The 20,007-nt window shown below is 59.4% G+C and carries 20 protein-coding genes; 13 read left to right on the top strand and 7 right to left on the bottom strand.

Annotation, left to right across the window (positions count from 1 at the left end):
- Positions 1–18 precede the first annotated feature (18 nt).
- The 4 genes from clpS (at position 19) to hemF (ending at position 3,190) form a co-directional block, all read left to right on the top strand.
- Positions 19–354: an ATP-dependent Clp protease adapter ClpS gene (gene clpS / locus ACTIEN_RS03160; RefSeq protein ID WP_439521659.1), complete on the top strand. Its 336-nt coding sequence runs from the start codon at positions 19–21 to the stop codon at positions 352–354.
- A 21-nt stretch (positions 355–375) separates the two neighbouring features.
- Entirely contained in the window at positions 376–1,389 is a 1,014-nt protein-coding gene (locus ACTIEN_RS03155; RefSeq protein WP_439521658.1) for a class I SAM-dependent methyltransferase, read from the top strand.
- A 14-nt stretch (positions 1,390–1,403) separates the two neighbouring features.
- A complete protein-coding gene (locus ACTIEN_RS03150) occupies positions 1,404–2,207 on the top strand; it encodes an SDR family NAD(P)-dependent oxidoreductase (RefSeq protein WP_439521657.1) in 804 nt (267 codons plus the stop codon).
- Between the two features lie 89 nt (positions 2,208–2,296).
- Positions 2,297–3,190 (top strand): oxygen-dependent coproporphyrinogen oxidase, encoded by an 894-nt coding sequence (gene hemF, locus ACTIEN_RS03145; RefSeq protein WP_439521656.1) that lies wholly within the window; start codon positions 2,297–2,299, stop codon positions 3,188–3,190.
- Positions 3,191–3,193: 3 nt separating this feature from the next.
- Here hemF and ACTIEN_RS03140 read toward each other — a convergent pair whose 3' ends face one another.
- Entirely contained in the window at positions 3,194–3,739 is a 546-nt protein-coding gene (locus ACTIEN_RS03140) for a pseudouridine synthase (RefSeq protein ID WP_439521655.1), read from the bottom strand.
- A complete protein-coding gene (locus ACTIEN_RS03135; RefSeq protein ID WP_439521654.1) occupies positions 3,736–4,197 on the bottom strand; it encodes a nucleoside deaminase in 462 nt (153 codons plus the stop codon). Before ACTIEN_RS03135 ends, ACTIEN_RS03140 begins: the two co-directional genes overlap by 4 nt.
- A 63-nt stretch (positions 4,198–4,260) precedes the next feature.
- Here ACTIEN_RS03135 and ACTIEN_RS03130 point away from each other — a divergent pair, with 63 nt between their 5' ends.
- The 8 genes from ACTIEN_RS03130 (at position 4,261) to ACTIEN_RS03095 (ending at position 11,778) form a co-directional block, all read left to right on the top strand.
- A complete protein-coding gene (locus ACTIEN_RS03130) occupies positions 4,261–5,085 on the top strand; it encodes a pseudouridine synthase (RefSeq protein ID WP_439521653.1) in 825 nt (274 codons plus the stop codon).
- Between the two features lie 53 nt (positions 5,086–5,138).
- Entirely contained in the window at positions 5,139–5,336 is a 198-nt protein-coding gene (locus ACTIEN_RS03125) for a hypothetical protein (protein ID WP_439521652.1), read from the top strand.
- Between the two features lie 11 nt (positions 5,337–5,347).
- A complete protein-coding gene (locus ACTIEN_RS03120; RefSeq protein ID WP_439521651.1) occupies positions 5,348–6,190 on the top strand; it encodes a hypothetical protein in 843 nt (280 codons plus the stop codon).
- A 172-nt stretch (positions 6,191–6,362) separates the two neighbouring features.
- Positions 6,363–7,265, top strand: coding sequence for a 5-bromo-4-chloroindolyl phosphate hydrolysis family protein (locus tag ACTIEN_RS03115; RefSeq protein WP_439521650.1), 903 nt, complete (start codon positions 6,363–6,365; stop codon positions 7,263–7,265).
- Between the two features lie 29 nt (positions 7,266–7,294).
- Complete coding sequence (locus ACTIEN_RS03110; RefSeq protein WP_439521649.1) at positions 7,295–8,494, top strand: toxic anion resistance protein; 1,200 nt, start codon at positions 7,295–7,297, stop codon at positions 8,492–8,494.
- 4 nt (positions 8,495–8,498) lie between these two features.
- The gene (locus ACTIEN_RS03105) at positions 8,499–9,467 is read left to right on the top strand and encodes a DUF2927 domain-containing protein (protein WP_439521648.1); all 969 of its coding nucleotides are present in this window, start codon (positions 8,499–8,501) and stop codon (positions 9,465–9,467) included.
- Between the two features lie 17 nt (positions 9,468–9,484).
- The gene (locus ACTIEN_RS03100; RefSeq protein ID WP_439521647.1) at positions 9,485–10,609 is read left to right on the top strand and encodes an SPFH domain-containing protein; all 1,125 of its coding nucleotides are present in this window, start codon (positions 9,485–9,487) and stop codon (positions 10,607–10,609) included.
- Positions 10,610–10,665: 56 nt separating this feature from the next.
- The gene (locus ACTIEN_RS03095) at positions 10,666–11,778 is read left to right on the top strand and encodes a primosomal protein N' (replication factor Y) - superfamily II helicase (RefSeq protein ID WP_439521646.1); all 1,113 of its coding nucleotides are present in this window, start codon (positions 10,666–10,668) and stop codon (positions 11,776–11,778) included.
- 3 nt (positions 11,779–11,781) lie between these two features.
- On the opposite strand, the gene fnrL is transcribed toward ACTIEN_RS03095, so the two are convergent.
- Positions 11,782–12,528 carry a transcriptional regulator FnrL gene (gene fnrL / locus ACTIEN_RS03090; protein ID WP_439521645.1) on the bottom strand — a complete coding sequence of 249 codons (747 nt, stop codon included), beginning with the start codon at positions 12,526–12,528 and terminating at the stop codon, positions 11,782–11,784.
- A 59-nt stretch (positions 12,529–12,587) separates the two neighbouring features.
- Here fnrL and hemN point away from each other — a divergent pair, with 59 nt between their 5' ends.
- Positions 12,588–13,943, top strand: a complete 1,356-nt coding sequence (gene hemN / locus ACTIEN_RS03085; protein WP_439521644.1) for an oxygen-independent coproporphyrinogen III oxidase — start codon at positions 12,588–12,590, stop codon at positions 13,941–13,943.
- Here hemN and ACTIEN_RS03080 read toward each other — a convergent pair.
- The 4 genes from ACTIEN_RS03080 to ACTIEN_RS03065 are packed head-to-tail and all read right to left on the bottom strand — an operon-like array spanning position 13,940 to position 19,861.
- A complete protein-coding gene (locus tag ACTIEN_RS03080; RefSeq protein ID WP_439521643.1) occupies positions 13,940–15,532 on the bottom strand; it encodes an ABC transporter ATP-binding protein in 1,593 nt (530 codons plus the stop codon). The two genes, hemN and ACTIEN_RS03080, sit on opposite strands and share 4 nt — an antisense overlap.
- Positions 15,529–16,719, bottom strand: a complete 1,191-nt coding sequence (locus tag ACTIEN_RS03075; RefSeq protein ID WP_439521642.1) for an ABC transporter permease — start codon at positions 16,717–16,719, stop codon at positions 15,529–15,531. The genes ACTIEN_RS03080 and ACTIEN_RS03075 overlap by 4 nt, the downstream gene beginning before the upstream one ends.
- Positions 16,720–16,722: 3 nt before the next feature.
- A complete protein-coding gene (locus ACTIEN_RS03070) occupies positions 16,723–17,883 on the bottom strand; it encodes a microcin C ABC transporter permease YejB (protein WP_439521641.1) in 1,161 nt (386 codons plus the stop codon).
- A 7-nt stretch (positions 17,884–17,890) separates the two neighbouring features.
- Positions 17,891–19,861: an extracellular solute-binding protein gene (locus ACTIEN_RS03065; protein ID WP_439521640.1), complete on the bottom strand. Its 1,971-nt coding sequence runs from the start codon at positions 19,859–19,861 to the stop codon at positions 17,891–17,893.
- Positions 19,862–20,007: the final 146 nt, after the last annotated feature.

The following is a 20,007-nucleotide window of genomic DNA, read 5'->3' as shown; positions in this document are numbered from 1 at the left end:
CACTTGTCGGCCAACAACATGTCATCCCGCCCCAAGGCGGGACCTCCGTCAAACGAGGACGACGACACCGGCGTCGTTGTTGAGACGCGTGCAAAGACGAAACGTCCGCCGCTCTACAAGGTGATGCTGCTGAACGACGATTACACCCCGATGGAATTCGTGGTGCATGTGCTGGAACGGTTCTTCGGGATGACACATGCCCAAGCCTTTGAAATCATGCTGACAGTTCACAAAAAAGGCGTTGCCGTCGTCGGCGTGTTCAGCCACGAGATCGCCGAGACCAAGGTGGGGCAGGTGATGGATTTCGCGCGTCGCCACCAGCACCCGCTGCAATGCACCATGGAAAAGGAATAACCGGGTCCGCCCGGGTCTCCCATGACGTTAGCCAGACTTGCCCATGCCCTCGAGACAGGCGTTCTTGACCTGTCGGACACCCCGCGTGTCGTGCTTCTAGAACCGAATCCAGACGTGGATCTGGGTGTCTTGCCGGTGCGGGACGTGACCGTTCAGCACAACTTCAAACCGTCATTCGATCACTTTGATGCAATGGGCGCGCGCGTCACGACTGCTGCCACCGGTCCTGCCGATGTTGTTCATGTCACACTTCCGCGCAGTCGCGAATTGGCCCGTGGCTTGATTGCGCAGGCGGAAGCCATTGCGCCGAATGGCCTTGTGATCGTCGACGGGGCCAAGACCGATGGCATCGACGCCATGTTGAAATTCGACAAGTCCCGCGTCACTCTCGACGGCCAGATGTCCAAAGCGCATGGCAAGATCTTCTGGTTCAAGGCGGGCACGGCTTTTGCCGATTGCGCCTTGCCGGATCCTGCGCCGGTCACCGATGGCTGGATCACCCAGCCCGGTGTGTTCTCGGCGGATGGCCCGGATGCCGGATCAATGGCGCTTGCCGCTGCGCTGCCGAAATCGCTCAAGGGCCATGGTGCCGATCTTGGGGGTGGGTGGGGCTACCTGACCAGATATCTTCTGGACCTGCCCAAAGTCACACAGATTGATCTGGTCGAGGCAGATCATCGCGCGCTGACATGTGCCGGTCTGAACCTGAAAGATGACCGCGTCGCCCTGCATTGGGCAGATGCCGGCAAATGGGGTGTTCCGGGCAGCCTTGACTGGGTGGTCACAAACCCCCCGTTTCACACCAGTCGGACACCGGACGCATCGCTTGGACAGGACTTCATCCGCTCTGCCGCACGCCTGTTAAAGCCGAAAGGCACGCTTGTGATGGTGGCAAACCGGCACCTTCCTTACGAAACAACTCTGGCCGCAAGCTTTGTTCATGTGCAAGAACTGGACGGCGACACGCGGTTCAAGATCCTGCAAGCCGATCAGCCGAGAACGTCCGACAAACCCGGGCGCGCAAAGCGGCGCTGAAGGAGGCCCATCCCATGTCATTCTCTATCGAAGGCAAGACAGCGATCGTCACCGGTGCCGCCAACGGCGTCGGTCTGGCCATCGCGCGCCACTTTGTCGATCAGGGTGCCAACGTCATGTTCGCCGACATGGACGAGGCCCGCCTGTCACATGAATGCGGCGAGATTTCCGAGGACGAGGGTAACATACGCTACTTTGCCGGCGATTTGCGCGAACGGTTGACCTTGGCCAATCTGTTGTCCGCCACCATCGACGCGTTTGACCGGGTGGATATCTTGATCAACGGCAGCCGTCAGGTCTTGCCCTCGGACCCAATTGATCTGGACGACACAACGCTTGAGGCGTTGATGATGCAGAACGTGACCAACACGTTCCGCCTGTCGCAGATGGTTGCCAAACGCATGATCAAACAGTCGGCAGACAAGGACGAGGGGCAGGCGGGTGCGATTGTGAACCTGTCATCCATTGCCGCGCGAGTCACCCAGCCCGAACTGCTGGCCTTCTCGGTTTCGATGGCGGCTCTGGACCAGTTGACCCGCTCGCTTGCCGTGTCCCTGGCCGAATACCGCATCCGGGTGAATTCGGTCGCGTTGGGGTCGGTGATGTCGGCCAGCCTCAAGCAAGCCCTGAAGGAAAACGACGGGTTTCGCGAAGAGATCGAAGAGAACACGCCGCTTTCCCGCATTGCCAGCCCCGCAGAGCTGGCCCAGGCCGTGCAATTCCTGTCCTGCGAAGGTGCGGGCTTTGTCACCGGTCAGATCATGACCATTGACGGCGGCCGCACCCTGCTTGATCCGGTGAATGCTCCGGCGCACTGATCGCCGTCTTTCCCACAACCAAGCCCTTGGAGTGACTTGTGATTCCCGTGCCGCGTTGTAGTGTCCTGCCAGCAAGATAGGACAGTGATATGACGGACAGTTTTGACACCGAAAAAGCCCGCGCCTCTGTCTGGTTCCGCGAATTGCGCGATCAGATCGTGGCATCCTTTGAAGGACTGGAAGACAGTCACGACACCGGGCCTTTGCACGATGCGGCGCCCGGACGCTTCGAAGTGACAGAGACAAAGCGGACATCCGATGACGGATCGGACGCCGGTGGCGGATTGATGAGCGTCATGCGCGGCGGCCGGGTGTTCGAAAAGATCGGCGTCAATGTCTCGACCGTCTACGGCACGCTGGGTGAACGTGCGCAAAACGCGATGGCCGCGCGCAAGGGCATTCCCGGCATGAAGGACGACCCGCGCTTCTGGGCCTCGGGCATCAGCCTTGTTGCCCACATGCAAAACCCGCATTGCCCTGCCGTTCACATGAACACCCGTATGTTCTGGACCCCACATGCCTGGTGGTTCGGTGGCGGGTCCGATCTGAACCCCTGTATCGAGTATGCCGAGGACACACAGCATTTTCACGCCACGCAAAAGGCGCATCTCGACCCGCATGGCGGCGACTATTACCCGCGACTCAAGGAATGGGCGGACGCGTATTTCTACATCCCGCACCGCAACCGTGCGCGGGGTGTCGGCGGCATCTTCATGGACGACCACAACACCGGCGACTGGGAAACGGATTTCAGCCTGACGCAGGATATTGGCCGCGCCTTCCTGCCCGCTTATGTGCCACTGGTGGAAAAGCGCCGCGTGCAGGATTGGTCAGACGCCGACAAGGACGCGCAGCTTGTGCATCGGGGTCTCTATGCCGAATACAACCTGGTCTATGACCGGGGCACCAAGTTCGGTTTGGAAACCGGCCATGACGCCAATGCGGTTCTCATGAGCCTGCCGCCTTTGGCCAAGTGGTTCTAAGGGTTACGCGTCCCGCCACGTCCCCGGCGCGATGCCGTCCAGAGACCATTCGCCGACGGACCACCTGACCAGCCTCAGACAGGGCAGGCCGACATGTGCTGTCATCCGGCGCACCTGTCGGTTGCGGCCTTCGGTGATGGTCACGCTGATCCATCCGTCCGGCACCGTCTTGCGGAATCGCACCGGCGGCGTGCGCGGCCAAAGGTCTGGCGGGTCGATCAGCGACACCTCTGCGGGGCGCGTTGGCCCATCCTTGAGAACGACACCCCTGCGCAACTGGTCAAGCTGTTCCGCGTCGGGACTCCCTTCGACCTGCGCAAGGTAGGTCTTGGGGGATCGGAATTTCGGATTGCTGATCTTGGCCTGCAACTTTCCATTGTCGGTCAGGACCATCAAGCCCTCGCTGTCCCTGTCCAGACGCCCGGCGGGATAGACGCCGGGAACGTCGATGAACTCGGACAAGGTGCGCCGCGATGTGCCTTCGGTGCCTGTGTCGGTGAATTGCGACAACACGTCGAACGGTTTGTTGAACAGGATAATGCGCGTCATTCTTGCGAGCCCCGCATCGCCGCGAAAAACTCGGTCAGCAATGCTTCTGATTCGGTTGCATTCACGCCATCATAGATTTCGGGCGCATGATGGCATTGCGGATGGGAAAACACCCGTGCGCCGTGGGCAACCCCGCCTGACTTGGCATCCTGTGCTCCATAGTAAAGCCGCCTGATGCGCGCGTTGGAAATGGCTCCGGCGCACATCGGGCAAGGTTCCAACGTGACGTAAAGGTCATGATTGCCCAATCGCTCGACGCCCAACAGGGCGCAGGCATCCCGGATCGCCAGCACTTCCGCATGCGCGGTGGGATCGTTCAGTTCGCGGGTCCGATTGCCGGCCGCAGCCACAATCGTTCCATCCGGAGCAACCACAACGGCACCAACAGGCACCTCACCGCGCGCGGCGGCCTCGCGGGCTTCTTCGATGGCAAGCGACATATTGGAACGGAACACCATACGCCCGTCATAGCCCGCGCAATCACCTTTCCCAAGTGGGGGAATTGGACTAAGCCGCTGGACATGACACAGAACACGCCCCCCGGTGATCGCATCGCCAAAGTCATTGCCCGCGCGGGCCTTGCCAGCCGCCGCGAAGCGGAACAGATGATCCTGCAGGGCAGGGTGTCCGTGAACGGCAAGACCATCGACAGCCCGGCGCTCAATGTGACGCCAGCTGACAAGGTTGTCGTCAACGGCAAGGTTGTCGGCACCCCGGACGAACCACGGATCTGGCTGTATCACAAGCCGGTTGGCCTTGTGACAACCACCAAGGACGAACAGGGGCGCGATACGATTTTCGACAAACTGCCCGAAGACATGCCGCGTGTGATGAGCGTTGGGCGGCTTGACCTGAACTCCGAAGGGCTGCTTTTGCTGACCAATGATGGCGGTGTGAAGCGCAAGCTTGAACTGCCCTCGACCGGCTGGCTGCGCAAATACCGTGTCCGGGTCAAAGGACAGCCGACCGAAGAAAGCCTTGAGCCCTTGCGCAAAGGTCTGGTCATCGACGGAGAGCGGTTTCAACCCATGACCGTCACTCTGGACCGGCAGCAGGGCGCAAACGCATGGCTGACGATTGGCCTGCGCGAAGGCAAGAATCGAGAGATTCGTCGCGCTGTGGCCGACATTGGACTGACGGTGAATCGGCTGATCCGGGTGTCTTATGGTCCGTTCCAGCTTGGCACCTTGAAATCAGGCGCCGTCGAAGAGCTGCGCCGCAAGGTTGTGCGCGATCAGCTCGGCCTTGAAAAAGCACCCGAAGCCGAATCCAGTAAGCCAATGAAATCAAAGGGAAATGCGGTGCGCAGAAAACCGCGTCCAAATCGGGCTAAAAAGACTCCCTGATCTTTCCCCCTGAGCGCCCATTTTCCGCCCGGATTCGCGACGAAATTGGCGGAATGTTGATAACGTTTCTCACTTCCGCTGTTCTCGTGACGTCAGTGCTTTTGGTTCTGTCGAACCTTGGCACCGTTGCCGACGACACATCGAAAGCCCTTCGTGGCGCGATGCAGCGTCTCCGTTCTCAGGGTGCGATGGCATCCTGGGTCGCGTTTGCCGTGTTGTGGGTCACGATCTTTGCATTGGGGTTCTTGTGATGGACGTCCAGATGAACAGTCTCGTCGCTTTCAACCGCAGCGCCGCCTTGGGCCAGACGGCCCCGGTTGAAGACGTTCCCGTGGGCTTCATGGTTCTGGCAACCTGTCCGCTGATCCTGTGGCTTCTGGACGGGACCGTTGCGGGGTTTGCCTCTGCGCTGCTGATCATCATGCTTTTTGCGATCGGGCTTGTGTGCCTGTCGGTCGGCCAGAAACACCACCTTGCCTATGACGCTGCCGAGATGGCGAGCCGACCCAAGATTCCGTTCAAGTTGATTGGAAGCTGCATCGTGGCTCTGGTGGTTGGGCTGTTGGCGACCACGAAAATCGCGACACCAGCTATCCCTTTGGTGATCGCGATATCGACCTTTATCCTGTGTCTTGTGTCTTTCGGGCTCGATCCGATGCGGGACAAGGGCATGGACAACCCTGCAACGCGGATGCGTCTGGTCAGTCAGGATATCTATCAGGGTTTCGACGACCGGTTTGACCGGCTGTTGTTCACCCTTGAGGCGCTGCACGACGATGATTTGGCCGAACGCACGCGCAGTGCGGCGAACAAGGTGCTGGGCCTGTTGGGCACAATTGATTTCGAAACTTCGACAATGCAGAAAATTGCGCCATCCGTCTGCAAGGTGCTGACCAAGATGGAAGCCGAAGTGACCGCGCTTGTCGATGGAACAGACGGCAAGGTCACCGCCTTCCAGCGCCGTAAATTCCACATCAAGATGCAGGCGCTGGTCGATGCCTTCGAAGTCCGTGTGCGAAAAATCGGAATCGCACGGGGGCGCAATAATTTCGAGCTTCAGACAGATCTGCTTTTTGATCGGATGAACCGCAATCGCGCAGCCTGAGCGGATCCGTGCCGACTTCCCCCTAGTAAGCCCTTGGCACATCCCCTAAGTTTCTTGCGACACTTGGGAAAGGGGTTTTCATGTCCGGTGCCGGCCTGCAGCGAATCTGCTACGCGTTGCTCATTGTCGTGCTGTTCGGGGTGACCAGCGGCTGGCTGGGAGGTCTGTAGACATGGCCCAGCGATTTGGTGGCAAATATAGCCCCGACGGAACGTCCTCTCCGTCTTCAGATGACAGCACCTCGAAAGGGTTCAAAGGCGCGTCGGTTGACCCGGTTGGCGCGCGGTCCAACATCCTGTTCATTCCGCCGATCGTGCTGGCCTTTACGTCGCTCAATGAAGGGGCCATCGGAATGGCCATCGGCCTGGTCGGCGCGGGCACGCTTCTTTTGGGGGCGTGGCTCTTGCGCGGGGGGCTTACGGCCGAAGCAGCGTACAACGCGCGCAAGGTGTCCCGTCGCCCCGGATTTCCGCGCAAGATCGCGGCCTCTGTGCTGGCTGGAACAGGTGTCGGGATTGCGGCGTTTGCGAATGAACCGGGGCTTGTTGCACCAGTCATCTTCGGCTTGGCCGCGACGGCACTGCATCTTGGCGCGTTTGGCATCGACCCGATGCGCGACAAGGGGATGGAGGGGATCGACACCTTTCAGCAAGATCGCGTTGCCCGCGCCGTGGACGAGGCCGAAGCCCATCTTGCCGCCATGCGCGACGCCATCACGCGATCCGGGGATCGGCGGATGATCTCACGGGTAGAGCGGTTTCAAACCACGGCAAAAGACCTGTTTCGCACCGTCGAGGAAGACCCGCGCGATCTTACCGGGGCAAAAAAGTACCTGAGCGTTTACCTGATGGGCGCGCGCGATGCGACGATCAAGTTCGCGGATGTCTATGCCAGGACAAACGACCCGCAGGCCCGCGCCGATTACGAATCCCTGCTGGACGACCTGGAAAAGAACTTTTCGGCCCGCACACGAAAGATGCTTCTGGATGACCGATCCGATCTGACAGTTGAAATTGATGTTCTGCGCGACCGATTGCAGCGCGAAGGCGTTCGAATTGATCGCGCATTGAAATAGACTAGAAATGAGTTTTAGAGGGAACCCAGATGTCTGAAACAGTCCGCGCCAAAGCGCAAGATACGCTTGCCATGGTTGAAGAAGTCAACGCCGTCATTCTGCCAGAACCCAAGGCGGTTGATGCCGTTGTGCCCTTGTCGCAGGCCGATCCGGTTGTCAGTCAAGAGATACGGTCCCGCATGGCAGAGATCGACATGGGCGACACCCAGTCCATCGTCTCTTTCGGCTCGAACGCGCAGGCCGAATTGCAGGAAATCTCGCAAGCCATGCTGGCGGATGTCCGCAACAAGGATGTGGGCCCGGCAGGTGACAGCCTGCGTGGCATCGTCAGCACCATCCGGGGGTTCTCGGTCTCCGAACTCGATGTGCGCCGCGAACGCAGCTGGTGGGAAAAACTGCTCGGACGGACCGCCCCTTTCGCGAAATTCACCGCGAAATTCGAAAAGGTGCAGGGCCAGATCGACCGGATCACGGACGATCTTCTCAAGCACGAACATACGCTGCTCAAGGATATCAAGTCGCTTGACCTGCTTTATGACAAGACGCTGCAATTCTACGATGAATTGGCGCTTTATATTGCCGCGGGTGAAGAAAAACTTCAGGAACTGGATGCAAACGACATTCCGGCCAAGGATGCCGAGGTACAGGCCGCCGCCGAAGCGGATCAGGTGATGAAAGCTCAGGAACTGCGCGATCTGCGCGCGGCGCGGGACGATCTGGAACGCCGGGTCCACGATCTCAAGCTGACCCGCCAGGTGACGATGCAATCGCTGCCGTCGATCCGTCTGGTTCAGGAAAACGACAAGTCGCTGGTCACCAAGATCAATTCGACACTCGTCAACACCGTGCCGCTTTGGGAAACGCAACTGGCGCAGGCCGTCACCATTCAGCGCTCTGCCGAAGCGGCCGCTGCGGTGCGCGACGCCAACGACCTGACCAACGAACTGCTGACCTCGAACGCCAAGAACCTGCGCGACAGCAACAAGCTGATCCGCGAAGAGATGGAGCGAGGCGTGTTCGATATCGAAGCCGTCAAACAGGCCAACGCCGATCTGATCGGCACCATTCAGGAAAGTCTGCAAATCGCAGACGAAGGCAAGGCAAAACGTGCCGCAGCCGAGCAGGAGCTCAAGAAAATGGAAGCAGATCTGCGCGACACGCTGGCTTCGGCCAAGGCGCGCAAGGACGGTATCGGCGACACAACAGCCGCTTCGATGCCGGACCAGTGACCGCATGTTCCGGCGCTGGTCTCATATCCTGTGGTCCTGCGCCGCGCTTGCGGCCCTGTCGGCATGTGATCCGTTTCTGACGGACAATATCCCGGCAGACACCAAACCCCAGGCGCGACCGGATCGACTGGTCGACGCCACGCCAGAATCGCCAGAACCGTCTGCCCAGGCGCTCGATCTGCGCCGCTATTACGCGCGCGTGCAACAAGACCTTCTGACCCGCGGCCTCTTGCGTGTGGATGGCGGTGGCGTCGATACTCCGTTTACCGACGTCATGCTCTCGCGAAACTTCGAGCAGATCGCACTGGCCGAGGAATACACCCGTGGGGCAGGTCTCCAGCCCTCCAGCGGCGCATTGGGCGAGATCAAGAAATGGGTTGCCCCGGTGCGCGTTGGCGTCACCTTCGGCGATAGCCTGTCGAAAGAGAAACAGGCGCAGGATCGCCAGACGCTTGATGAATACACCCGCCGATTGGCGCGTGTTTCGGGGCATTCCATTTCGCTGGTCTCATCACTGCCAAACTTCCACATTCTCGTGATGGGCGAAGATGACAGGGAACAGCTTCGCGAAACGCTTGACCGCATTGCCCCCGGAATGGAGGCCTCTAGTCGCGCGATTTTCCTCAACCTGCCGCGCCCGATTCACTGCCTTGTCGTTGCTTTTTCGGGCACTTCGGCCAGCAGCGCCTACCGTCAGGCCGTTGCATTGGTGCGGACGGAACACCCTGATCTGACCCGTCGCGCCTGTTTCCATGAAGAAGTGGCGCAGGGGCTTGGCCTTGCCAATGACCACCCGAACGCGCGCCCGTCGATCTTTAACGACGACGAAGAATTCGCGCTTCTGACCACGCATGACGAATTGCTTTTGAAAATCCTCTACGACCCCCGTCTCACCCCCGGCATGTCTGCCGATGAGGCCCGACCCATCATACAGACCATAGCTGCGGAATTGACAGGCGGCGGACCAAGTTGACTTAACGGAGACCACAGATGCCCATTTTCGATTTCCTGAGCGGCCAATTCATCGACGTCATTCACTGGACCGATGACACGCGCGATACCATGGTTTGGCGGTTTGAACGCGAAGGCCACGAAATCAAGTACGGCGCAAAGCTGACCGTGCGCGAAGGGCAGGCGGCGGTGTTTGTGCATGAAGGGCAATTGGCGGATGTGTTTACGCCGGGGCTCTACATGCTTGAAACCAACAACATGCCGATCATGACCAGCCTTCAGCATTGGGATCACGGCTTTCGGTCGCCCTTCAAGTCCGAGGTCTATTACGTCAACACCACCCGCTTTCAGGATCTGAAATGGGGCACCAAGAATCCGATCATCTGCCGCGACCCGGAATTCGGCCCGGTGCGTCTGCGCGCCTTCGGGACATATTCGGTCCGTGTCACCGACCCGGCAAGGTTCCTGTCGGAAATCGTCGGCACTGACGGCGAATTCACCATGGACGAGATCAGCTTCCAGATCCGCAACATCATTGTTCAGGAATTCTCTCGCACCATCGCGCGGGCCGGTATCCCGGTTCTCGACATGGCGGCGAACACCCGCGAACTGGGGCAATTGCTGGCCAAGGAAATCGCGCCGACGCTGGCGGATTACGGTCTGGAACTGCCCGAACTCTATATCGAAAACATCTCTTTGCCCCCGGCTGTCGAAGATGTCCTCGACAAACGCTCCTCCATGGGGGTGATCGGAAACCTGAACCAATACATGCAGTTTCAGGCTGCCGAAGCACTGGGAAAAGACGGGGCAGGAGCCGCCGCCATTCAGGCAGGCTTGGGCGCCGGCCTCGGAATGCAGATCGGCCACGCCGCCGCAGCGCAATCAGGCCCCTGGGGGACCGCACCACAGCTTCAGGGGGCGGCACCCGTGTCGCGCCAGATGCCACCGCCGCCGCCCGTCGAACATGTCTGGCATGTCGCCGAGAATGGCGAAACACGGGGGCCGTTTTCCAAGGCCGCCATGGGCCGAATGGCCACAGAAGGCGCCCTGACTCGCGAAAGCTATGTCTGGACCGCCGGTCAGGACGGCTGGAAAAAGGCCGAGGATGTGATGGAACTGGCACAGCTCTTCACGGTTCTCCCACCACCACCGCCGGGTGCCTGACCTTCGGTTGCACCAGTTTGCATATTTGAAAAAAGAAGAAGCAGGGGACAGTTACCTTGTCCGAGGATACGCTCACCGCACCCGTGGAAGAACACCGCTTCCCCTGCGACCAATGCGGTGCCGATTTCCGATTTGACCCGGAACGCGGTCAATTGCTGTGCGATCATTGCGGCAACGTCGGTGAAATCTCTGGCACCGGGCCCTGGAGCAGCAAAAGCATCCGTGAAATCGACTTCGACGCGGCCATCGCAAACCGCCTTTCCTCGCAAGAGATGGAAGAAACGCGGATTTCCAAATGCCCGAACTGCGCCGCGCAGGTCGAATTCGACCCCGGCGTGCATGCCGCCGAATGCCCGTTCTGTGCAACACCGGTGGTGGCCGACACCGGCAACAGCAGGCATATCAAACCCAAGGGACTCTTGCCTTTTGCGCTGGACGAGACAACGGCGCGGGACGCGATGACCGACTGGCTTGGCCGCCTGTGGTTCGCGCCGAACGGACTACAGGACTATGCCCGCAAGGGCCGCAAGATGACCGGGATCTATGTGCCCTACTGGACCTTCGATGCCGACACCAAATCGTCCTACCGGGGTGAACACGGCACAGTTTACTACGAAACCCGGCGCGTGCAAAGAAATGGCAAGACCGAAACCGTCCGTGTGGCCAAGGTCCGGTGGCGGCCCGCGTCGGGCCGTGTGGCGCGGTTTTTTGATGACGTGCTGGTGCTCGCATCGCAGTCTCTGCCGAAACGCTATACGGATGCGCTTGAACCGTGGGACCTGTCCGCGCTTGAACCATATCACCCCGAATTTCTTGCCGGGTTTCGCGCAGAAGCCTACAGCGTTGAGCTTAAAGACGGATTCGTCGAAGCGCGCGGCTACATGGATCGTGTCATCACGCGGGATGTGAAGTTCGACATCGGCGGCGACCGTCAGCGCATTCACAGCATCGACACCCAAGTGTCGGATGTGACGTTCAAACACATTCTGCTGCCGGTCTGGCTGGCCGCCTACAAGTACCGTGGCAAAAGCTATCGCTTTGTCGTCAACGGGCGTACCGGTGCCGTGCAGGGCGAACGCCCGTGGTCGGCCTGGAAAATCGGATTTGCGGTGGTTGTCGGTTTGATTGCCGCTGCAGGTGTTGGTTATGTTGTGGCGATGAACCAGTAATCGTCAGACGAGCATCCCGCCATCCGTGTCATCCCCGGCCTCTTCGAGAAGCACGCTCATGTCCGGTACGGTGATGTGGCGCTTGCCTTCAAGCGTGATGATCCCGTCCTTGCGCAACGCCGACACCTGCCGAGACACGGTCTCAAGCGTCAGTCCAAGGTAATCCGCCATCGCCTCGCGGGTGAGGGGCAGGTCAAACGTGACCGGGCCCACCAGCCGACCAAGGTTCAGCGACGCATCGCGTCTTGCGATGATCGACAACAGCGATGCAATCTTTTCACGCGCGGTCTTACGCCCCAAGACCAGCATCCACTCCCGCGCGGCATCCAGTTCATCCAAAGTCATCTGCAACAAACGCTGTGCAATATGCGGCGTACGCTCCATCAGGTCCTCGAACGGAGCCTTGCGGAAGCAGCACATCACCATGTCTGTGGTCGCCACCACATCATAGGCCGCCATCGCGCGCCCCGGACGGCCAACGAAATCGCTGGGCAGCAACAGGCCGACCATCTGCGTGCGGCCGTCTTCCATCGTCTGGGTAAGCGTTGCGATCCCGGACACGACTGAACCGACAAAGTCCATCCGGTCACCGGACCAGATCACGGTCTGACCAGCCTCGAACCGACGGTAGTACTTGATCTCTTCAAGCCGATCGAGTTCGTCCGATTCGCATCTCGCGCAAACAGCGCGGTGGCGGATCGGGCAATCATTGCAATCTTGCGTGATGGAGAGGCTGTCTTCTTTCAACATGTGTCCGGTCTTGATCTGTATCAAAGCTGCGTGTTCGCAACGATTCTAATGGTATGCATATGGTAGCGAGAACACAACTTTCCCGGTTGGGACTATTCGACGCGAAGGTACCTCGTTATACGAGTTATCCGACGTCTCCACACTTCAAAAACGACGTAACACCGACGAATTTCTCGGATTGGATACAAGCGATTCCGGAAAACTCGGACATATCGCTATACCTGCATGTGCCGTTTTGTCGCCGTCTCTGCTGGTTCTGTGCCTGCCGGACGCAAGGCACGGCCAGCGGCGAACCGGTCACGGCCTACGTCGAGACGCTCAAGGATGAACTGTCGCTTCTCAAACGGCATCTGCCGCGCGGTGTTCGTCTGTCCCGGCTGCATTGGGGCGGCGGCACGCCCACGCTTCTGTCACCCGACCACATGCGGGATTTGTCCGCAACGGTGCGTGAAGTTGCGGATTTCGCAGACAATTACGAATTCTCGGTCGAGATAGACCCGAACGAGATTGATGCCGCGCGCCTTGATGCGCTGTTCGAGGCCGGGATGAATCGCGCGTCGATCGGGGTTCAGGATTTTGATCCCGAGATCCAGAAGACCATCGGTCGTGAACAAAGCTTCGAGACCACCAAACGCGCCGTCGACATGATCCGCGACCGGGGCATCCAAAGCCTCAATGCCGATATTCTGTATGGCCTGCCGCATCAGACGCGCAGCAAGATCGTGGATTCGGTGCAGAAGCTCCTGTCGCTCTCGCCGGACCGGGTTGCCCTTTACGGCTATGCACATGTGCCGTGGATGGCCAAGCGCCAGCAGATGATTCCCTCGGATGCTCTGCCGCGTCCGGATGATCGGCTGGACCTGTTCGAAACAGCGCGCAAGCTGTTCGTGTGGGACAATTACGATGAAATCGGCATCGACCATTTCGCCACCAAGGAAGACGGCCTGTCTGTCGCCGCGCGCAACGGAACGCTGCGGCGCAATTTTCAGGGTTATACCGACGACACCTCGGATGTGCTTGTCGGGCTTGGCGCGTCGTCGATCTCGCGCTTCCCGCAGGGCTATGCGCAAAATGCGCCCGCCACGTCTGCCTATACAAAAGCCATTCGCGCCCACGCGTTTTCGACCGTGCGCGGCCATAGCTTTAGCGAACAGGACAAGCTGCGCGCGCGGATGATCGAAATGCTGATGTGCGACTTCCGGGTGGATACGTCGGAATTGGTGCGGGACTACAACACCACCGAAACCGAGATACGCGGCATTCTCGAACGCACAAACAGCGCGTTCGAGGACCTTCTCGTTGTCGATGACACCGGTCTTTTTGTGCCACCGGGTGCGCGTCCCCTGACCAGAATCATCGCGCGCAGTTTCGACGCGTATGATCTGTCCTCAGCGGGGCATAGCTCCGCGATCTAACTCGCCAGATCGAACGCTGCGGCCATTAGGGTCTTGGTGTATTCCGTCTGCGGATTCGTAAACACGTCTTCCGCAGAGCCGTATTCCACCACGTCACCCGCTTTCATGACGATCACCTTGTGTGACATCGCGCGTACAACTTTCAGGTCGTGGCTGATGAACAGGTAGGCCAGATCGTATTTGCGTTGCAGATCCCGCAGCAGGTTCACGATCTGCACCTGAACCGTCATGTCCAAAGCCGATGTCGGTTCGTCCAGCACCACCAGCTTGGGACGCAGCACCATTGCGCGGGCAATCGCGATACGCTGCCGCTGACCGCCGGAAAATTCGTGCGGGTAGCGGTGCATCGTCGTCGGATCAAGACCCACTTCGACCATCACCTCGGTCACCAGTTCCCTGTCTGACCGCCCGTCTGGCGATCCGTGAACGCCAAGTCCCTCTGCAATGATCTGCTCACACGTCATGCGCGGGCTGAGCGACCCATAGGGATCCTGAAACACGATCTGCATCTCGCTGCGCAACCGCCGCAACCGCCGCGTCGACCAATCCCGCACGTTTTCGCCGCGATAGGTGATCCCGCCCTCGGATTGGATCAGCCGCATGATCGCAAGCGCCAGCGTCGTTTTTCCTGAACCGGACTCGCCCACGATTCCCACGGTTTCCCCGGCCCGCACCGCAATGGTCGCGTCGTTGACGGCTTTCACATAGCCGACGGTGCGTTTCATGAAACCCTGCTGAATAGGGAACCAGATCTTGAGGTTGTCCGTGCGCGCAATCTCTTCCGCGTCGTCCTTGACCGGATCGGGCGATCCTGTGGATTCCGCGCTCAGCAGCATCTGTGTGTAGGGGTGCTGCGGATTGCGGAACAGTTCTTTGGTCGGCCCTGTCTCGACGATCTCGCCATCCTTCATCACACAGACGCGGTCCGCGATCTTGCGCACGATTCCAAGGTCGTGAGTGATGAACAGCAGGCTCATGTCCTCGGCCTGTTTCAGATCGGACAGCAATTGCAGAATCTGCGCCTGAATCGTCACGTCCAGCGCCGTTGTCGGCTCGTCTGCGATCAACAATTCCGGCCCGTTCGCGAGCGCCATCGCGATCATCACGCGCTGTCTCTGACCACCGGACAACTGGTGTGGATACGCCCCAAGACGGCTTTCGGGGTCGCGGATACCGACCTTGTTCAGCAATTCAATGATCCGCACCCGCGCCGCATCACCGGCAAGACCCTGGTGCAAGGCCAGCGATTCGGCCAACTGCTTTTCCAAAGTGTGCAGCGGGTTGAGCGATGTCATCGGCTCCTGAAAGATAAAGCTGATGTCATTGCCCCGGATGCGCCGCAACTGCGCGTCATCCGCGCCGACCATCTCTTCGCCGTTGTAAAGCACAGACCCCGCCACCCGCGCGGAATCGCCCAGCAGCGACACCGTGGACAGGGCCGTCACCGACTTGCCCGACCCGGATTCGCCCACCAGCGCGACGGTCTCGCCGCGTTTGATGTGAAAGGACACACCACGCACCGCGGGTACTGTCTGACCGTCCTGCCGGAACCCGACGCTCAGATCGCTGACCTCAAGGATATTGCTCATGAAAAGGTCTTTCTCGGGTCAAACGCGTCGCGCACACCTTCGAAGATGAACACCAGAAGCGACAGCATCAGCGCAAAAACGAAGAACGCGGTAAAGCCCAGCCACGGCGCTTGCAGGTTCTGCTTGGCCTGAAGCGTCAACTCCCCCAGCGAGGGGGCTGAAGAGGGCAGGCCGAAGCCGAGAAAGTCGAGACCGGCCAGCGTGCTGATGGTGCCGGTCACGATGAAGGGCAGCATTGTCAGCGTCGCCACCATCGCGTTGGGCAGCATGTGCCGGAACATGATCGTCGTGTTGCTCACCCCCAACGCCTTGGCCGCACGCACATATTCAAGGTTCCGCGCGCGCAGGAATTCCGCCCGCACCACACCGACCAGCGCGGTCCAGCCGAACAGCACTGTGAGAAACACAAGAAGCCAGAAACTGCGCCCCAATATCGCGAAGAGAATGATGATGATGTAAAGTGACGGGGTCGAGGACCATATCTCGATGATCCGCTGGAAGATCAGGTCAAGCCAGCCGCCGAAATAACCCTGCAACGCGCCCGCGACGATCCCCACCACGCTGGCAAGCACGGTGACGATCAGAGTGAACAGGATCGACAACCGGAAGCCATAGATCACCCGCGCCATCACATCGCGCTTGGTATCGTCGGTGCCCAGCCAGTTTTGCTCGTTCGGGGGCAGGGGGGCGGCACCCGGTCGGTCCACCGGGGTCTGGAAATCATAGGGAATCGGCGGCCAGATCGACCAGCCTTTCTGGAAATCGCCATCCAGAACCATGCCGTCATCGACCTGCTGGATCAGGCCTTCGGGATCGTCGAAACACTCCTCCAGCCCACCCGTGCGGATCAGGCATTGCACCTCGGGATCGCGATAGGCGGCTTCGGTCCGGAAATCCCCGCCGAAATCGGTCTCGGCGTAGAAGTTGAAGATCGGTGTGTAAAATTCGCCGCGATACTGCACGAGGATCGGTTTGTCGTTGGCGATGAACTCGGCCAGCAGGGACAGCCCGAACAGCACGCAGAAGATGATCAGCGACCAGAACGCGCGGCGATTGCGCTTGAAGTTGTTCCACCGCCGCTGGTTCAGCGGTGACAGGGTAAAGCGTTTGCGCACCGGGGCAACAGGCACCGCCGGGCTGGGTTCCGTCACGATATCACGGTCTTCGGGTTCGGGATTGGCGGCCATCCGTCAGCCCTCCCGCTTTTCAAAGTCGATGCGTGGGTCAACCAGCACATACATCAGATCCGACAGGATACCGACCAGCAACCCGATCAGGCCAAACACGAACAGCGTGCCGAAAATCACCGGATAATCCCGCGCCACCGCTGCTTCGAATCCAAGTCGTCCCAACCCGTCGAGCGAAAAGATGGTTTCGATGATGAGCGAGCCGGAAAAGAACACCCCGATGAACACGGCTGGAAACCCCGCGATCACGATCAGCATCGCGTTGCGGAACACATGACCATAAAGCACCTGCCGTTCGGCCAGCCCCTTGGCCCGCGCGGTGATGACATACTGCTTCTTGATCTCGTCCAGAAAACTGTTCTTCGTCAAAAGCGTCAGCGTCGCAAAGGCCGAAATGGTCGAGGCAATTACCGGAAGGGCGATGTGCCAGAAATAGTCCGCCACCTTGCCCAGCAGCGACAGATCCTCGAAATTGTCCGAGGTCAGCCCGCGCAACGGGAAAATCTGGTAATACGATCCGCCAGCAAACAGTACCAGCAACAGGATCGCAAACAGGAATCCCGGAATGGCATAGGCCACGATGATCCCGGCGGATGTCCAGGTGTCAAAAGACGTGCCATCCTTGACCGCCTTGCGAATGCCTAGGGGGATCGACACGAGATAGGCAATCACCGTGGACCACAGGCCCAGCGAAATCGACACGGGCATCTTTTCCAGAACCAGCTCCATCACGCCGATAGACCGGAAATAGCTCTCTCCGAAATCAAGCCGCAGGTAGTTCCACATCATGATGCCAAAGCGTTCGACACCACCGATGCTTTCCTTGGTGCAGGCAGGATCCTCAAGGTCCGGTTCCCCGGTGTAGCCGTCCTCACACACGATCCGCGCAAAGCCGAACTCGATCTCCAGCGTTTCGATGAATTCTTTCGGCAGTCCCCGCGCGCCGATGTAGTCGCTGTCTGACCCGAATGTTTCCTCGACATTCTGGTTGCCGCCACCATCCCCCGAGAACCCGGCGAACACGTCGCCTTCCCCCTGGAACCGGGCAAGCGTCTGTTCGATCGGGCCACCGGGCACGAACTGGGTCAAAGCAAAGTTGATGATCATGATCCCGAACAGGGTCGGAATGATCAGCAACAGGCGTCGAAGTATATAGGCTCCCAAAAGTCGATTACCTCAGCGCGCCAGCGGCCTTGAGGGCCTCGTATTTCTCTTCGTTGAACCACCAGAAATCGAGAATACCCAATCCCAGTGTCGGCAGGTCTTCCGGGCGCTCGAACATGTCGTAATACGCAATCCAGTATTCCGGAACGTATCCGGCATGGGCGATGACCCGTTCATGGCGAAGCGCCCGGTCAAGCGCCGTCAGCGCCGTGATCTCTTCTTCGCGCGATTCCGCGTTCAGGGCGGCTTCGATGATCGCATCCACCACCGGACTGCGCAGCGCCGAAGGGTTCCACGATGACACCTCGGCGGTTTCGGACCCGAACAATTGCTTCAACCCCGTGCCGACAGTCGAGAAGGTCTGCATCGACGTCTGGATCATGTCGTAATCCTTGTCGAGAAACCGCTGCTGGCCCTGCGCCGAATCCACGGCGTTCGCATTCACCTGGATACCCCAGTCACGAAGCGTGTTCACATATGTCTCGATCGTGGCCTGCCGTGTGTCGTCCCAGGTGGAAAGCACAAGGAAATCCAGCGTCATCTGATCGCCGTTTGCGTCGACCATGCGGCCCTGATCGTCCACGGTCCAGCCTTCGTCCGCAAGGATGCGCAGCCCGGTCCGCTTGTTGCGCCGATCCACGGTCGAATCCTTGTCCGAACTGTGCGGCATCACAACCGGTTCGCTCAACATATCGGATGGAACGACATCGCCCAACGATTGCAGGAACGCCAGCTCTGCACCCTCGGGTGCGCCTTTGGCCTCCCACTCCTGACCTTCGGCAAAGGAATTGCGCTGTGTCGTCAGGTCGAATTCCAGCGACTCGCGTGTCCATTCAAAGTTGAACGCCAATGACAGCGCGTGACGCACATTCCGGTTGTCGACCGGCGCGCGCAACGTGTTGAAGATCACGCCCGAATTCAACGGTGCCGTCTGATCGGGAAGTGTCTCCTTGACGACATGACCATCATCAAGCGCCGGGAAGTCATATCCGGTTGCCCAGCGTTTGCTCGACCCTTCGGACCGGAACGTGTATTCCCCGGCCTTGAAGCCCTCGAACTCGGCGGTGGCATCCGCGAAATACTCGATCCGGATACGGTCGAAATTGTGCCGCCCCACGTTCACCGGGTGATCCCATCCCCAGTAATTCGGGTTCCGTTCGTAAACAACGTACCGGTTGAACTCGTAATCCGCGACCTGATACGGACCGGACCCCATCGGCGACAGAACCGACGGTTCGTCCAGCCGTTCGCCGGTTTCCTTGTACCACTCCTCGGACAACACGATCATGCCACCGACCTGGCTGATCAACGACCGACGCGAGATTCCATCGACGAACTTGTAGCGCAGCGTCAGGTCGTCGATGACCTCGACACTCTCGATCCGTTCGCTGACCGACCGTGAAAAAGACCGGATGCCCTGTTCGATGAACAGGTTGAAGGTAAACGCGGCATCCTGCGCGCGCAAAGGCGCACCGTTGCGGAACACCACGTCATCGCGCAGATGGAACACGCACCATTCCTTCGACGTCGGGTATTCAATCTCGCGTGCAATAAGGCCGTACTGGTCCGTCAGGGAATCCGCCGGAACCGCAGTCCCGAAGGTATCGCCGGCCAACAGCGACTCGCCGACCACATCCGAATTGGTCTGCGGATTGCCGCGCCACGCCCACCGGTTGAAGCCATCAAACGTGCCGCGCGCGCTCAGCGTGATCTCTCCACCCTTGGGCGCGTTGGGATTTACATAGTTGAAATGCTCGAACCCTGCGGGATATTTCAGATCGCCGAAATACGAATAGCCGTGCGACCGAATGATCTCGCTGTCGGAACCGTCGCTCTGGGCGAAGGCCAGTGATCCTGATGCCCCTGCCGTGGCCGCGACAGCACTCCCTCCCAACAGCTTCAGCGTTTGACGACGGTCAATGTCAGGGGTGAATGGCCAGCCGGGTCTATTGGGCATCTTCAGGTCTCCGTTGCTCATGTCGCAGGTCTTAGCACTACCATGTAAGGTAAAGAACGAATTCGCCCACATTCAAGACGAGAATGCGTGAGCCTGCGGCAAATGCCGAGCCAAAAACGAAATTGTGAAAAAGAAAAAACCGCCGCCCGACCGGGCAGCGGCTTTGA

This window comes from Marivita sp., from assembly GCF_051859345.1.
In the GTDB taxonomy this organism is placed as follows: Bacteria; Pseudomonadota; Alphaproteobacteria; order Rhodobacterales; family Rhodobacteraceae; genus Marivita.
This window is presented reverse-complemented; position numbering and strand designations above follow the sequence as displayed.